13 protein-coding genes are annotated in these 16,096 nt (G+C 63.4%); all 13 read right to left on the bottom strand.

Features of this window, described 5'->3' with window-relative positions; all coding sequences use genetic code 11:
* Nucleotides 1-65 precede the first annotated feature (65 nt).
* The 13 genes from SNE35_RS22215 to SNE35_RS22155 all read right to left on the bottom strand — a co-directional run bounded on the left by SNE35_RS22215 (nt 66) and on the right by SNE35_RS22155 (nt 15,504).
* Nucleotides 66-1,196, bottom strand: coding sequence for a TIGR03088 family PEP-CTERM/XrtA system glycosyltransferase (locus SNE35_RS22215; protein ID WP_320425197.1), 1,131 nt, complete (start codon nt 1,194-1,196; stop codon nt 66-68).
* A 68-nt stretch (nt 1,197-1,264) separates the two neighbouring features.
* Nucleotides 1,265-2,545, bottom strand: coding sequence for a nucleotide sugar dehydrogenase (locus SNE35_RS22210; RefSeq protein WP_320425196.1), 1,281 nt, complete (start codon nt 2,543-2,545; stop codon nt 1,265-1,267).
* A 42-nt stretch (nt 2,546-2,587) separates the two neighbouring features.
* Complete coding sequence (xrtA, locus tag SNE35_RS22205; RefSeq protein WP_320425195.1) at nt 2,588-4,159, bottom strand: exosortase A; 1,572 nt, start codon at nt 4,157-4,159, stop codon at nt 2,588-2,590.
* The gene (locus tag SNE35_RS22200; RefSeq protein WP_320425194.1) at nt 4,156-5,343 is read right to left on the bottom strand and encodes a TIGR03087 family PEP-CTERM/XrtA system glycosyltransferase; all 1,188 of its coding nucleotides are present in this window, start codon (nt 5,341-5,343) and stop codon (nt 4,156-4,158) included. The genes xrtA and SNE35_RS22200 overlap by 4 nt, the downstream gene beginning before the upstream one ends.
* A 4-nt stretch (nt 5,344-5,347) precedes the next feature.
* Entirely contained in the window at nt 5,348-6,397 is a 1,050-nt protein-coding gene (locus SNE35_RS22195) for a FemAB family XrtA/PEP-CTERM system-associated protein (RefSeq protein WP_320425193.1), read from the bottom strand.
* The gene (locus SNE35_RS22190) at nt 6,397-7,248 is read right to left on the bottom strand and encodes an XrtA system polysaccharide deacetylase (RefSeq protein ID WP_320425192.1); all 852 of its coding nucleotides are present in this window, start codon (nt 7,246-7,248) and stop codon (nt 6,397-6,399) included. The genes SNE35_RS22195 and SNE35_RS22190 overlap by 1 nt, the downstream gene beginning before the upstream one ends.
* A 10-nt stretch (nt 7,249-7,258) precedes the next feature.
* On the bottom strand, nt 7,259-8,401 hold the full coding sequence (gene wecB / locus SNE35_RS22185) for a non-hydrolyzing UDP-N-acetylglucosamine 2-epimerase (RefSeq protein ID WP_320425191.1): 1,143 nt from the start codon (nt 8,399-8,401) through the stop codon (nt 7,259-7,261).
* 11 nt (nt 8,402-8,412) lie between these two features.
* Nucleotides 8,413-9,495 (bottom strand): XrtA/PEP-CTERM system-associated ATPase, encoded by a 1,083-nt coding sequence (locus SNE35_RS22180; RefSeq protein WP_320425190.1) that lies wholly within the window; start codon nt 9,493-9,495, stop codon nt 8,413-8,415.
* Between the two features lie 3 nt (nt 9,496-9,498).
* On the bottom strand, nt 9,499-10,959 hold the full coding sequence (locus SNE35_RS22175; RefSeq protein WP_320425189.1) for a TIGR03016 family PEP-CTERM system-associated outer membrane protein: 1,461 nt from the start codon (nt 10,957-10,959) through the stop codon (nt 9,499-9,501).
* 106 nt (nt 10,960-11,065) lie between these two features.
* Complete coding sequence (locus tag SNE35_RS22170; protein WP_320425188.1) at nt 11,066-12,046, bottom strand: XrtA-associated tyrosine autokinase; 981 nt, start codon at nt 12,044-12,046, stop codon at nt 11,066-11,068.
* Nucleotides 12,047-13,648, bottom strand: a complete 1,602-nt coding sequence (locus SNE35_RS22165; protein WP_320425187.1) for an XrtA system polysaccharide chain length determinant — start codon at nt 13,646-13,648, stop codon at nt 12,047-12,049.
* A gap of 41 nt (nt 13,649-13,689) precedes the next feature.
* Nucleotides 13,690-14,289 carry an XrtA/PEP-CTERM system exopolysaccharide export protein gene (locus SNE35_RS22160; protein WP_431312778.1) on the bottom strand — a complete coding sequence of 200 codons (600 nt, stop codon included), beginning with the start codon at nt 14,287-14,289 and terminating at the stop codon, nt 13,690-13,692.
* A 333-nt stretch (nt 14,290-14,622) separates the two neighbouring features.
* Nucleotides 14,623-15,504, bottom strand: a complete 882-nt coding sequence (locus SNE35_RS22155; protein ID WP_320425186.1) for a ThiF family adenylyltransferase — start codon at nt 15,502-15,504, stop codon at nt 14,623-14,625.
* Nucleotides 15,505-16,096: the final 592 nt, after the last annotated feature.

The following is a 16,096-nucleotide window of genomic DNA, read 5'->3' as shown; positions in this document are numbered from 1 at the left end:
AAGAACCAACGGCCGTTGTTGATCCGACTCGTCAGATCATCAGTCAGCGAGGGCCGTCCGGCCGATCAAGTCACCGATTCCGACGATGCGTAAAGCTGCCCATAGGCGGAGACCATGCCCCGCAGGCTGAATTGCTCGCGCGCACGAGCCAGCGAGGCGTCTGCAAATTGGCGGCGCAGCACAGGTTTGGTGACGATACGGGCCAGCGCGATGGCCAGCGCGGTACTGTCTTGCGCAGGTGTGAGCAGGCCGTTGATTTCGTGCTCGATCAATTCCGGGTTGCCGCCCACGTCAGTCGCCACCGGCGCGCAACCGCAAGCCATCGCTTCGAGCAGCGTGTTGCTAATACCCTCGGCCTGCGACGGCAGCACAAAAAGGTCGAACTGCGGCAGTAGCGCCGCTACATCGCTGCGGTTGCCCGGCAGCCACGACTGATCCGCAGCACCGGCCTGGATTAGGCGATCACGTGCAGCCGCCAACAGCGGGCCGCCACCCAACATAACGAGGCGCAGCCGCGGCCAGTCAGCCGGGCACAGTTCACGGAGGCTCAGGAAGGCTTCGACGAGATTCAGTGGGTCTTTCACCGCCTCCATACGACCGACAGCGCCGATGACGATGTGCTCATTTCGCCGATAGGGCCACGAGTCGGACACGCTCGCGGTCGGCATGAAGCGCTGCGTATCGACACCGTTGCAAATGCGCAGCACACGTTCGGGGGCAAAGCCGACCGGGCCGGTCAGATAGGCTTCGATCGCCTTGGACAGCGCGACGAAACGATGCGTCTTGAAGCCGTAGACGCGGCGCAAGCGCTGATTCGTGCGGTTGGTCCCGCCGAGGTCGCCCATGTCCCAGCCATGCTCGCTGTGAATGCGCAGCGGCACGCCTGCGGCCCAGGCCGGCAGTTGGAACTCCATCGCGCCAAGGTTGCGCGTGTGCACAACGGCGGGGCGTAGTTGGCGCAGCAGCTTGTAGACCTTCGGATAGAGCCAGAGGCCCTGCCCCGGCGGCTTGTGCAGCGCTATGAACTGCGTGCCGGGCGCAGTGACACGCTCCTTGAATGCCGTGATCTCGGTCACCGCCACCACCGCATGTCGAAAGGCTGGTAGGTGGTTGATGATGTTGACGGCGCCGTTCTCCAGCCCACCGGTATCAAAACGGTGAAGCAGATGGACGACCAGAGGCCGCGTGTCAGTCATCGCGCAAGCAACGCGCCGGCGCGGGCGTACTTAGCCCCTTCGAGTCCCAGCCGATCGAAGTGCGCATGCTAGAGCCGCCATAGGCGGAACCCCGCCCCCTGCAACGCCTTCGCATCGAACGCCGCCTTCACGTCGATGAACGCACCGCCCTTGACGAGTTTTTTGCCGATGTCCTCGACGCTCAGGCTGGCATATTCCTTGTGCGAGACGGCCGCGACGATGGCGTCGGCGCGAGGCAAGTCGTCGAAGGGCGTCAGGCGCACGCCGTATTCGTGCATTGCTTCCTCGGCATCAGCTTGAACGTCGGTGACGAAGACCTCGACGCCGTAGCTCTGCAGTTCGTGGATGATGTCAATGACCTTGGAATTGCGCAGGTCGCCGCAGTTCTCCTTGAAGGTCAGGCCCAGCACGTTGACGCGCGCACCTTTGATGTAGCTGCCTGCAGCGATCATGTGCTTGATCGTCTGCTCGGCGATGAACTTGCCCATGCCGTCGTTGATGCGTCGGCCGGCGAGGATGACCTGCGGGTGGTAGCCCAGCATGTCGGCCTTGTGCGTCAGGTAGTAGGGATCCACGCCAATGCAGTGCCCCCCTACGAGCCCGGGCTTGAACTTAAGGAAGTTCCACTTGGTGCCGGCTGCTTCCAGCACTTCGGTCGTGTCGATGCCGAGCTTGTCGAAGATGATGGAGAGTTCATTCATCAGCGCGATGTTGAGGTCGCGCTGCGTGTTCTCGATGACCTTGGCAGCCTCGGCGGCCTTGATGCTGGACGCCCGGTGCACACCGGGGACAATGATCTTTTCATAGACCTGCGCGACCTTGTCCAGCGTCTCGGGCGTGTCGCCGGAGACGATCTTCAGGATCTTGGTCAAGGTGTGTTCCTTGTCGCCCGGGTTGATGCGCTCGGGGCTGTAGCCGACAAAGAAATCCTGCTTCCACTTCATGCCGGACTCGCGCTCCAGCACGGGAATACAGACCTCCTCGGTGGCACCAGGGTAGACGGTCGACTCGTACACGACGATCGCCCCCTTCTTCATGTGGCGGCCCACGCTGGTACTGGAACCGACCAGCGGGCGGAAGTCCGGCGCATGCGCCTCGTCGACCGGCGTTGGCACGGCGACGATGATGACGTCAGCCTCACCCAAGAGCTTTGGGTCGTCGGTATAGACCGCGAACTTGGCGGCCTGCACTTGCTCGTCAGTGAGTTCGCGGGATGGGTCGGTACCGCGCTGGCAGGCCTCGACCTTTTGCGTGGAGATGTCGAAGCCGATCGTGCGGATCTGCTTGCCAAACTCCACCACCAAGGGGAGGCCGACATAGCCCAGACCGATGACTGCGAGGGTGTTCATGGGGCAGCTCTCTCGTGATGAATGTTAGGAGGAATGTAATTGTCAGGGGCGGTGTGCCGCGTCGTGGTCGCGGACATCCTGCAGAGCGGTGTTCAGCGCAGCGGCATGCTGATGCAGGAAGCCGCGCAGCAACACGTCGTCGTCGCCACCACCAGTGACCTTGTCGGCATAGACGATGACGACGGCCGCGTCGTCGCCCTGCCCCAGCAGCTTGCACCACGCGCCATAAAGCTTGGCCTGCCAGTCGCTGGTGAACGAGCGGCCGTTGATCCAGTAGCGTTGCCAGACACGTAGTCGCGGCGCTAACTCGCCGCTGCCGGTGACCTGGCTCAACGCTTGGCCGCGCAGTTCGGCGGTAAGCCAGGGCTGGGCGTTATCCAAGCCGGCAAGGCCGGAAGCGGTGCGCGCCCATGGATCCTTGCGCTCATCGTCGCCCTCGACGAGGTCGTTGGTCGAAGTGATAAGTTGGCGGCCATAGCTCTGGTTGCGGTAGTAGCCAATGAAGACACCCACGGCCGGGCCACCCGCCGTCGGTTCGTAGCGGCCGCGCAGCGTCGCTGCCATACCGTCGAAATGCGGCGTCCAGTCGCTGAGTGGCTGGACATTCCATGTCCAGCCGGGTAGCGTGGGCGCCGCGAGGCTCGGTGTGGACTTGGGAGCCGCATGCTCTACCTGCGCGCGCAGTGCGATGGGCAGAGCAATGAGTAGCAGCGCAGCAGACAGTACGGTCGCGGCGCGGCGCGGCGCGGCGTCTGATGCGACCTCGCGCAGCGCAGCAGGCGCGGGCTCGCCATCGGGGTCGGACCAGCGTGCACCGATGATGAACATCACCAGCATCACGATGCCGAAGAACACCCATCCGTAGATGATGTGATCGACCCCGGTGGCGATCCGGTTGCCGGACAGGTGGCCTAGCATGACGATCATGTAAGCGCGCAACCAGTTGGCAACCAGCGGCGTGATGATGGCCACGCCGACGAAGGCCCAACGTTTTCCATTGCTGCGGTAGTTCAGGTATGCGAACAGCGTGCCCACCATGATAGAGGCCATCAGATAGCGAATACCACTGCACGCCTGCACGACGGACCAAGAGCCGGTCGGAATGACGAACTGCGTCGCCTCGCGGAAAACCGGGATCCCGGTGGCGCGTAGCGCGAGCACGGTGAAGTCCGCCGTGCGGTCTACCAGCCACGGCGTCAGAAAATCGCCAAAGGGCACCGCGAAGAACAGGAAACCCAGCGGGAACGCGATGCGGCGCGCCGCGTCCGTGCCCAGTAGCGCGGGCACGACGGCGACCAGCATGCCCACCAGCGCGAACTGCGTCGCCGCGTGCGCGGCGGCCAGGTCGCCGGCCAGCCACAGCAGGCCTAGCAACGGCAGCAGCCACAGCCAGCGTAGCGCGGGCCGGGGAGTCAGCGCGGCCAATTCCGCGCGGCGACGCCATACCAGCCATATCGCCAGTGGCGGCACGACCCAGGCGTGAGCGAAGGTCTCCGAGCGGTCCCAGATATGGACCATCGCCGCACCGGTATCGAAATACAGCGTGGCGAGCAGCGCCCAGGCCAGGGTCAGAGCCAGCAAGGGCAAGCGCCAAGGGACGGGAATCGGAGTCATGCAGCTTCCAGATGGCGGTCTAGGCCGGCGAGGTGCGCGTCCCAGGTGTAGGCGCGCAGCACGAAGGCGCGCGCATCGCGCCCGACCAAGTCTGCAGCGGTGCGGTCGCTTAGCATCGCGCTCACGCGCTCGACGTAGTCGGCCTCGCGTTCAGCAGGCAGCAGACCTGGCAGCGCATCGGCCGTGATCGCGCGAACACACGCTTCGGCCGCAATGACAGGCCGCGCCATCGCCATTGCCTCCAGGACCTTGTTTTGCAACCCACGTGCCAGCCGCAGCGGCGCGACGACGGCGGCAGCGTGTTGCAGGTAAGGCCTCACGTCGGGCACGCCGCCGGTCACATTGACCGCCTCGCCCGCCAGCGCTTGAACGGCTGGCGTGGGCGCACGCCCGACGATGTACAGGCGCAGTGCCGGAAAGCGTTGACGCAGCGCAGGCAGGATGTCGCGCGCGAACCAGCTCACTGCATCGACGTTGGGCCAGTAGTCCATCGCGCCGGTGAAAACCAGTGGCAGTTCATCGGCCGCGAACGGACTGGCGAGCTCAGGATCGGGCGCAAAAAAATGGGCATCAACGCCGTTACCCAGGGCCTCCACTCGCAGATGACGACCCGGCGACAGTTCGCGAAACAAGGCAGCCTCGTGCTCGGTGACGAAGAAGCTGCACGCGGCCTCGGCCGCGACGCGCTGCTCGAAGGCCAACAATTTGGTGAACTCGCGCCGGTACAGCCAGGACATTGGCCACGTGTGCTCGGGTGCGTAGTCGCGCCATTTGGCGGAGTCCACGTCAACGAAATCGACGAGCCGCCGCAGCCCCGACGGCGCGTACTGCGCCATCACGCCGCTGAACACGACGACGACATCGAAGCCCACGCGCGCCACTGCCTGGTCGATCCAAGCTTGCAGGCCAGCGTGGCGGTAGTAGGGCAAACTCAGCGGCTCGCCCGTCAGCAGCCCGCGCAGGCTCAACAGCTTGGCGGCGCGCGGATGCAGTCGTGCCACATGCAGATCAGCGCACAGCTCGCGCACACGCGGCAGGTGCTGCTCGTCGTCGGGATCGTCGATGAACGTGCCCAGGTGCACCTCGTGCTGCGACGCCAAGTGCTTCAGCAGGTGGTAGGAGCGAACCTTGTCACCCTTGTTGGGCGGGTAAGGCAAGCGGTGGACGAGGTAGAGAACCTTCACGCCGTCAGCCCAGACTCTTGACGATGAACGGGCCCAGCCAGTTCGCCACGCCGATCGGCAGGCGGCGCCAGGTCTTGATCATCAGCTGGTACTTCGGGTTGTTCGGATTGTTCTGGGGCACGGCGTCGCGCTTGTACAGGCAGTACTCGTAGTGCAGCGGCGTCGGCTCGAAGCCCCAGTTCTTCTTGAACGAATAGGAGCCGGTGCCCTGCTTGCTGCGGCCGTAGTCGAAGACCTTGAGGCCGCGTGCGCAGGCGCGGCGCATCAGCTCCCAGTACTTGAAGTCGTTGGCGGCGAGGTCGCGGGCCGACTCGTCGTCGCCCGCGTAGTAGGGCAGGCACTCGTCGCGGAAGTAAAAGCTCAGCACCGAGCTGAGCGGCCGGCCGTCAGGGCCACTGACGGTCAGCACCTCGGCATCCGCACCGAACTCCTGCTGCAGCGCGGCGAAGTAGCGCTTGGGCATCGCCGGCGTGCCGTGGCGGTGGACGTTGTCGGCGTAGAGGTCGAAGAAGCGGTCGACCGTGGCGTCGATCTGGCTGACGAGCCCGTTCTTGATGCCCTTGCGGACCATCGCGCGCTGCTTGCGCGGGATCGCCAGCATGTTCCCCTCCTCGTCCGGCAGGATCTCCTTGCGGAAGGTGACGTAGAGGTCCTGCTTGGGCCAATCGGCATGGCGCGGCGCGACGTTGCGGAACTCCAGATGCTCGGCGCCGATGCGCTTGGCGATCGCCTGCGCCTCGGCTTCCAGCGCATTCGCGGCCTCGTCGTCGCCTGCAGCCACGCCGCCGTAGACGCCGAAGGGCAGCGACACCAGCGAATGGCCGAACAGCCGGCTCTTCACCTGCGCCAGCGGCAGCACGCCGACGATCTCGCCGGCACGCTCGGCGTACAGGAAGAAGCCCTGGTGGCCGAACTGCTGTTCGATCAGCTTCAGCCAGCCGGCGCGGTGGAAGAAGGTGGCTTGCGGGCAGGCGAGGACGAAGGCGTCCCAGCGCGCCGCCACACCGGTGCCGTCCCGCGCCAGCAGGCGCTTGATGTCGAGGTTCGCAGCCATCAGGCCCCGAGGAAGATCTCGTCCATCCGGCCCCAGGCGAAGTCGCTCAGCAACTGGGCGATACGGCCATGGGTGCGGGGGATGTTGACGTAGTGGCGGAAGCGGGTCTTGCCGTCGATGCCGGGAATGCGCGGCTGCTCGGCGTCGATTTCCCACGGATGGAAGTAGAAGACGGCCGACTGCTGGTCGACCGCGTTGACCTGCCGGATCATCCAGCGCGACAGCGCGTAGGGCAGCAAGCGGAAGTAGCCGCCGCCGCTGGAAGGCAGGTTGCGGTTGAACATGCGCAGCGTGGTCACCGGCACTTCGAGCAGGCCATCGCGCACCGGGTAGGCGAAGCGCGGCGAATCGGGCATGCCGTAGTGGTCGTGCGCGATCGGGTAGACGCTGGAGCTGTAGCGATAGCCGGCTTCGCGCAGCACGTCGAAGGCCCAGAGGTTGCCCTCGCCGATCGAGAAGCTCGGCGCACGGTAGCCCAGCACCGGGCGGCCGCCGAGGTCTTCCAGCAGCTTCTTGGCGCGGCCGATGTCCTCGGCGAAGGCCTCGCGGCTCAGGTCGCTGGCCCGCTGGTGGCCGTAGCCATGGCTGGCGAGTTCGTGGCCCTGCTCGACGATTGCGCGGACCAGATGCGGGTAGCGCTCGGCGATCCAGCCGAGCGTGAAGAAGGTGGCCTTGACCTGGCGCTCGGCGAGCAACGCCAGGATGCGCTCCATATTGCGCTCGACGCGGCACTCGCGGCTGTCCCAGTCGCCGCGGGCGATGTAGGGCGCGAAGGCGGAGACCTGGAAGTAGTCCTCCACGTCGATCGTCATCGCATTGCGAATGACCGGGGTCCGGGTCGGCATCAGCATGGTGTCGTCCTCAGCTACCCAGCCAGGTCCACAGGTCGGCGGCGATGCGCTCGGCGGTATGACCGTCCCAGTACTCGGGCACGCGGCCGTGCTTGCCGCGGCCGGCCAGGATCTCGGCCACGCCAGCGAGGATGGCCTGCGGGTCGATGCCGACCATCGTGTTCGTGCCCTGCTCCACCGTGATCGGGCGCTCGGTGTTCTCGCGCAAGGTCAGGCAGGGAACGCCCAGCGCCGTCGTCTCTTCCTGCAGACCGCCGGAGTCGGTCAGGACCAGCGTAGCGCCGGCCATCAGGCCCAGCATCTCAAGATAGCCCTGCGGCGGCAACACGGCGATGCGCGCGGGATCGATCAGGCCGGTGAGGCCGAAGCGGTCGATATTGCTGCGGGTGCGCGGGTGCATCGCGAAGATCAGCGGCAGATCCTTGGCCACCTGGCCCAGCACGCCCAACAGCGAGGTCAGCGACTCGGGTGTATCGACGTTCGAAGGCCGATGCAGCGTGACGACGCCGTAGCGGCCGGCGGCGAGCCCGGCATCCAGGCCGTGCGCGGCCAGTGTCTGCTGCGGCGCACGTGCATGCGGCTTGCTGGCTTCCAGCGAATCGATCATCACGTTGCCGGCGAAGCAGACGCGCGACAGGTCGATGCCTTCTCGGGCGAGGTTGTCAGCGGCGCTGCGCTCGGTCGTGTACAGGCGGTCGGAGATCTGGTCGGTCAGGACGCGGTTGATCTCCTCGGGCATCTTGCGGTCGTAGCTGCGCAGGCCCGCTTCGACGTGCGCGACGGGGATGTCCTTCTTCGACGCGACCAGCGCGCAGGCGATCGTCGAATTGACGTCACCGACGACCAGCACGCAAGACGGCTTGTGCTCGTCCAGCGCCGGCTCGAAGCGCCGCATGATCTCGGCCGTCTGCTGCGCGTGGGTGCCGGAGCCGACTTCCAGGTTGATGTCGGGCTGCGGCAGGCCGAGGTCGACGAAGAGCTTCTTGCTCATGTCGGTGTCGTAGTGCTGGCCGGTGTGGACCAGCAACGCGGGGATCGGCGGCTGGTGCGCGGCCAGCGCGCGCAGGATCGGCGCCATCTTCATGAAATTCGGCCGGGCGCCGACGACGCACATCACCGGGGCCATGGAGGACGACTTCTGTTCTTGACTCATCGGGATCTATCTCAGTGAGGCTTGTTGCTGACCGCCTCGACCAGCTTCTGCAGCAGGGCGAGGGTCTGCAGATTGATGCGTTCGAGCCGGATCAGGCTACCTTCGAGGCGGTTCAGCCGGTCAGCCTGCTGCTCGTGGCCCAGAGCGGCGATCTCGCCGGACAGGCCCTGCGCGGCTTCCGCGCTCAGCGCCAGCCGGGACAGGTCGACATGCTCGATGTCGGCACCGTTCAGCACGAGCGGCAGCGCTGCGCTGCCGTTGACCGCGGCGGGCTTCGGCGTCTCGGACTCCTGCGCGATGTCGCGCAGGACCTCCTCGACATCGGCCAGCGTCAAATGCGTGCGGTTGGACATGAAGCCCAGCAGCAGCAGCCGGTCGCACAGCGAGTTGATGCGCCGCGGGATGCCCTGGCTGGCCTTGAAGATGGCGGGGAAGGCTTCCGTCTCGAAGCTCGGCTTGCCGCTACCGCCGGCGCACTTGAGCCGGTGCTCGATATAGGCGCGGGTCTCGTCCTCGTCAAGCGGGCCGATGTGGCAGGTGGCCGCCACGCGCTGGCGGAACTGCTCCATCTCGGGCCGCTGCAGGATGCCGCGAAACTCGGGCTGACCGACCAGGAAGGTCTGCAGCAGCGACTGGTTGCCGAACTGGAAGTTCGACAGCATCCGCAATTCCTCGACGGCGCGTGGCGTGAGGTTCTGCGCCTCGTCGACGATCAGCAGGCAGCGTCGTCCCTGGCTCGTCTGGTTGACGAAGAAGGCCTCCAGCGTCATCAGCAGTTCGGACTTGGGCAGGTCCTTGACGCGCACGCCGAAGGCGGCGCCGACCATGCGCAGCGTGTCTTCCGCGTCGAGCTGGGTCGTGACCAGGTTGCCGATCACGACGTTGCTGCGGTTGAGGCTGTCGAGCAGGCCGCGCAGCAGAGTCGTCTTGCCGGCGCCGATCTCGCCGGTGATGACGATGAAGCCGTCGTTGCGCAGCACGCCATAGTCCAGGTATGCCTTGGCCCGGCGGTGCTGCTTGCTGCCGAAGTAGAAGTTGGGGTCGGGGCTCAGCTGAAACGGCTTGCTGCTCAGCCCGTAGAAGGATTCGTACATGGGCTAGAACTGCTGTACCAAGTTGGCGATGAGTGCGTTCTCGGTGTAGCCCGAGGCTCCGCTGAAATCGGAATGGCGCGCACCGAGCGACACCGACAGTCGCCTCCCGAAGCTGCTGCTCCAATTGGCGGCGAGGCTGCGGAGGGTGTTGGACAAGCTCGCAATATCACCGCTGTTCCGTGACATGCTAAAGGTGGCCTGGACACTAGAGATTGGCGTCAAGCCGTGAGAGAGAGACAGCGCGAAGCCACGTTGACGCACGAACGAACTCTGCGCAAGGTCACCAGTAGCAGCCGCGCCAGACAGCAGCGAGGAGGTCGACTGCGTCAGGCTGAACATCAGCGTCGTGCGCATTCCCTGCAGGGAAAACGAAAGATCCTGCAGTCGCTGGCTCGTGGGTGCTGAAGCGACGAAACCGCTGGAGAGGATCATGTTCGGATCGAGGCCGAGCGCGAGCAGATACGCCGTCACCACTGTCGGGCAGGACGCCGGATCAGTCTGTGTTGCGACGCACTGCTGGTAGAAAAGGTTGTAAAGCGTCGTGCCTGCAGTTGTACCGTTGGGTGTACCAAGCGTCACGCTCTTGACATCCGAGTAGCGCCAGACCGAGCGGGCTCGACGGTGCTCGAAACTCAGCGTGTGGGCATTGCCATAGTCGTGGTGTTGCCACTCGCCGGTAAGTTGGGTCCGCGGCGACGGCGTCCACGTGGCAGACGCTCCATAGTTGGAGCTGTTGCGCATCTCGCCACCGCCGTAGTCGTTGCGCTCCGGACCGCCGCTGATTGTCAGGCTGAGATCGACATCCGGTCGGTAGTTCAAGCCGAGGTTTGCTATCGTGCTCTGGCTACTACTACCGCTGCCAGCCCTGAAATGTGAGTCCTGCGAACTAAGGCTCGCCCACCATTGGATTTGTCCGCTATTCAAGCCATTGAGGCGTAGCGACGCCCCCTCCGTATGGCTGTCGCCGGAAATGGATTCCTTCTGATTCGTCGCCGTGCCGAACGCACGCAACTCGAAGCTGGCGACATCGCCCAGACGGCCGCGCCAATAGGGAGACACGTTAACCGAAGCCACCTCCGTGCGGTTTGCGTTGCTCAGCACATTGCTGCTCGACTGCTGCCCGAAAGCAGAGATAGTCTGCTGGTTGATGCTGGCTTGCGCATCTACGTAAACGCTGTTCTCGATCAACTCCACGGCGCCCTTGGCCGCCAACGTGTGTTGCGTCTGATTCGCAGTAGGACTGCCGGTGTAAAGCACGCCGTTCAGCGCATAGTCAAAGGTGCCGCGCACTCGCCCTGCTCGGCTCTCGATATGGATACCCGGCGAGACCTGAGTTACCAGCGCCGCGTCCTTGGAAGTCGAGCTTTGCGAAACATTGTCGGTCAGCGTTTCGGTCAAACCGATCCGTGGCTGCACCACGATGCCGTTGCGTCCGCGCGCGCTTTCCTCGTCTTGAGCACTCACTGTGCCAACGCTCAGCAGCAGTAGCAGCGGCAAGCCGGCCGCGCTGCCCTTCAGCCCCCCGAGCGGGGTACTTTTCCGCAGCCTGGTATCAACTTCACGGTCGGCCTCAGCCCTTGGCAGTCTCATTGCCATACCCGTAGCCGTAGCCGTAACCGTAGCCATAGCCGTATCCATAGCTGCCGGTAGCGTTGTCGCTGGCCTGATTCAACAACATCATCTTCAGCGGGCACGACTCGATCGTGAGCAGCGCCTGTTGAACGGCGCTCTGAAGTGTCTTCTCGGCCTGCACGACCACAACGATCTGACCCATGTGCGAAGCCAACACACGTGACTCGGTGGTCAGCAGCAAGGGCGGCGAATCGAAAATGATGATTCGATCTGGATAGCGCTTGGCCATGTCGTCCAGCAACTGGCTCATCGCGTCGCTCGCGAGCAATTCGGTAGCACGGGCGTGCGGCGTTCCACTAGGTAACAGCGTCAGCTTGTCGACATTGGTGCGCATCAGCACTTCGGACATGTCGACCGCATTCTCCAGAACATCGAGCAGGCCAGGCCCGTGTGGCAGACCAAGCATGCGCAGCACGGAGGGCCGTGCAACATCGGCATCGACCAGCATCACCGTGTTGTCCATCTCCGCAGCGATGCTCAGCGCCAGGTTCAGCGCGGTAAAACTCTTGCCCTCGCCAGCCAGGGCGCTGGTCACCATGATCAGGTTGGCATGGTTAAGCGACACCGCTCCCTTGCTCATCGCATTCTTGATCAGCGGGCGCTTGATCACGCGATACTGATCGGCCAGTTGGCTGCGCGCCAAGTTCGGCATCAGGAATCCCTGCGCAGACAGCGCGTCGATATCCAGTTCCACGATCTTGGACGCAGGATGAAACTGTTCCGGCACTACAGCGGGTACGGGCTCGTTCGACGCCGCGGGATCCACCGACACCGCGGCTGCAGCAATAGCAGTCCCTTGAGCATCTATCTGTGGCGTCGGCTCGGCCGACGAGCGCATGACGGTATCGTCAGGCAGGCTCACGCCTGCCTGACGCAACTGCTCCAGCCGTTGGGCGGCTTGTTCAATCAGGCTACCCATTCAAACCACCTGTCGACTCAAGAGAATAGCCATGACCGTCAATCCCAGCACGAACAGCCCGACCAGAGCACCGGATGCCGCACCGAACCGAATCAGGTCCACGCGCCGCAGACGCCTGTCGGAATCCGTCACCAGCCGGGTGACCACACCCAGGATCGGCAGTTCGACCTTGTTGCGCAATTCCATCATGTCATGGAATACCGGACGCAACTGACTCGCCGCAAAAGAGGCAAACACACCCGCGACCAGCGCGCCGAGCATCGCACCCGCGAGCAACAGCAGACGGTTCGGGGCCACCGGCTGAGGTAGAGCACGGGGCGGATCGATCACGCGGAAGTCGACAACACCCGAGGTCACGTCAAGGTCACCCGAGATCGCCGCCGCCTCGCGCCGGGCCACTAGGTCTTCATAGTTCTTCTTGTTGATAGCGTAGTCGCGATTCAACTGTGCCGCCTCGGCTTCCATCTGCGGCGCAGTCTTGATCGCAGCCAGCGCTTGGCTATAGCGCGCCTGATATTCATCAACACGCGCCTTCATCGCCGCGACCTGCACCTCACTCGTCGCCAGCAGACGCGTCAGTTCCTGGCTGGCTAGAGAGCCACTTGGGCCGCCGGCCATCGTCGGCACCGCCAGCGCTGCCTTGCGGAGTTCGGCCTGCTCCTTGCGCTTCTGCTCTTCCAGATCCTTGATCATCTTACGGGTGCCGATGACGTCCGGGTGCTGCTCGGTAAAGCGCTGCAACAGAGAGTCGAGATTGCGGCGCTGTGCATCCAGCCTCGAATCGATCTCCGGCGTGGCGACATTGAGGTTGGATTCCTGCAGCAGGCTCTGCACCGTGGAATTGGAGGCGCCGCTCGCACCGGTGCCGTGGTTGCGCTCTCCGTCGAGTTGCTGCTTCGCGGAATCGCGCGCATTGACAGCCTCTCGATACTCGAGTCGCGCACGTTCCAGTTGGGCCGAACTCTCGGCCAGACGCGAGGCCGAATCCTTGCCATCCGAGGACATCGACTGGATGTTCTTCAACCGGAACTCTTTCAGCCGCGTTTCAGCCTCCTCAAGCTTGCCTTCATAGGTTTTGATCTGCTCGTTGATGAAGGTTGCAGCTGTAGCCGTGTCCTTCCGGCTGGAGCCCAGACTCGACTCGACGAAGATCGACGCGAACGACTGCACGACACGCTTGGCCGTCTCAGGATCAGACGCCCGATAGGACAACGTGTACAGGTTGTCACGTGCAGTGCTCTGGATTGACAGGTTCTTCGTCACCGTATCGATCGTCGCCTCTTGCTGTGCCTTGGACTGGTTCTTCAGATCCAGGTCAGCCATGCGCACGAGCTTTTCGACGGTGGGCCGACTGATTAGCGTACGGCTCAGCATCACTACTTGCTGCTCAACGTTCGGCTGCACCGTGAGCCCGGACATGAGCGGCTTCAGGATCGACTGCGTGTCCACATAGATACGCGCGCTCGCCTCATAGCGATCCGGCAACACGAACACCACCACTGCGCCGACAGCACCGACGACCCAAGCCACCAGCAGCCCGGTCCAGCGGTACTTCCACATGCGCCGGACGATGGCGACAACTTGAGCAATCAGGGAATCCATCTGAAGCGAGTCTCGGGTTCAGCAGGTCATGGAGCGGGCGCTCAGAAGAAGCTTTGCGGAATGATCAGGATGTCGCCGGGCCGCATCTCGACATTGGCCGACACATCACCCCGCTTGAGCAGATCCTTCAGGCGCACCGAATACTGCTTGTTGCCCTCGCTGGAGCGCAGGATCGTCGCGTCATTGCCCGCCGCAAAGTCGGTCAGGCCGCCGACGGCGATCATCACGTCCAGGATTGTCATCTTCTGCTTGAACGGCAGCGCCTGCGGCTTGGCCGCCTCGCCGACGACACGGATCTGTTCGCTATAGGGGCCGACGAAACTGGTGACGATCACCGTCACGACTGGATCCCGCACGATGGCCGAGAGCTTCTTCTCGATCTCGCGCGCCACCTCGGTCGAATTCTTGCCCTGCGCCACCATCTCGTCGATCAGAGGCGTGGAAATCTTGCCGTCCGGCCGCACCGGCACCGACATCGAGAGTTCAGGATTACGCCAAACGATGATGTTGATGTTGTCCCCTGCCCCGATCACATAGCTGTAGTCCAGCGGCGTAGCGTTGACCGGCGCCGCGGGATAGCGGCCACTCGAAGCACAGGCCGCGAGCAAGCCCAGCACGGCGGCACAAACAACCAGTCCCAATCGATGCGACAGAAGGGTAATTTTTTTGTTCAAGGCAGTTCCTCTCAAAACCGAATGAATTCCATGTGCGTTCACCCTCGCCGCAGCGTCGCTGACAACCCCCTTCCATCAGGGCTGGCGCCGCCGAATGATGCCATAGGCCCCTGGCGGCACTGGATCCAAGAGAGGGCCTCGGCGAGCCTGGGCCGAGCACATCATCACGATCTTCCACGGAATGAGAGTGACGCTCAGCAGACTACATGCGGCGCGCATCATCGCATTCAATCCATGCCGGCGAACCCGTACGAGGACGGATTGCCCGCCCCCACCCCGTGGATGGGTGGAGCAAACCGTTCAGCGCGGTTTGGCTCGACCTTCCAGCAGCGGCCGGATCAACATCAGCATAAGTTGCTGGATCGGGTTAGCATTGCCAAAAGGGCGCCACGTGAATTTGAGCTTCTGGTGATAGGCGTCAAACTGCATTCCCCACGGCGCCGCACGTAGTGCCCCTCGATTCAGAAGAACCTTCAGCACCGAAACGCCCATCACGCCAGCGCAGAGATTGCAGGACATCATCGTCGACGGTCCGCGGCGCTCGTCGAAATTCACCGCTTGCGGCGCCACCAGATAGTCTCGCTGCAACATGGCCGGTGACACACCAGCGATGAAACGAGCATATTGCTCCTTCTCGGCGCGGCCTTCGACCCGGAAATACTGCTCGAAACTCATGCCACCCGGCTTGAAATACATCAACGCCACACCCATGCCGAGCGGCGCCGCCGTCAGTGCCGGTATTCCTTTCTCGTAGCACGCCTTGAACAACATTCGCCGGGCTGGCAACGCAAAAAAGTCGATACCGTCCACGTAAACATCAACATCGCGCAGGAACTCGTCCAGGTTATCCGGAGTCACCCCTTGCCGAAACATGCGGATATCGGCAAGCGGATTGATTTCCTTCGTCATCTCGGCAAGCACATCCGCCTTGGGCCGATCGATGGTGGACATGAATGCCCCCACTTGTCGATTGAAGTTGTGCAAACCAAACTCATCGAAGTCGGCAATGTTGAACTTGCTCATGCCGAGCCGAGCCAAGGTCAAGAGATGAACACCGCCGACGCCACCCAGGCCGGCGATCGCCACGCGCGCATTCCGGAGTTTTTCCTGCTCCGCTTCAGTTACCCAGCCGATGTTCCGCGAAAATGCCTTGCCATAGTCGAACGCATTGGTCTGGTCCACGTGTCCTCCACCTTCCGATCCGAATGAGGACAACATGATGCAACAAGCGCCTGCCGCCCGCCACTACAAGTAAGCAGAATTCCTCGGGCTGCACCGACCTGTGTCGAAAGACCGAAATCATAGACACCGACAGCACCATGACACAGATTCTCGAAGTTGCCCGTTGAGCGCCGTGCGGCAGCAACACCCAGTCCTGGCGCTTCGAAATGATCGACATCGATCAATGGTCACCCCTGGATGGGATACGCGGGATCATTGCGCCCACGATCTGGACGATCACTCAAGCCAGATTTCACTGGGCATCCCGCTGGAACGATCGAGATTGCCGCGTCGGCGCACGGCACGACGATCGACATATTTCATGACCTCGACGCTCCAGAGGCTCGGCCACGATTTCAACCACACTTCCTTTAGGCGACATCAGTGCCCGCCAATCCGCCCGCAAAAGTAGTCAACGAGCGCAGCGTCCAGCGCCGAACGTTCACGGCGTGGCCACTGACATCATCCTGGCAGGCCACCTGGGCGCCACGCATAGGACTCGACCTGATTCCCAATATCGCCAGCACCGCCCGCTTTTTGATCCATGCAAAGG

It is taken from the genome of Roseateles agri (genome assembly GCF_034043675.1).
Taxonomy (GTDB): domain Bacteria; phylum Pseudomonadota; class Gammaproteobacteria; order Burkholderiales; family Burkholderiaceae_C; genus KK5.
This window is presented reverse-complemented; position numbering and strand designations above follow the sequence as displayed.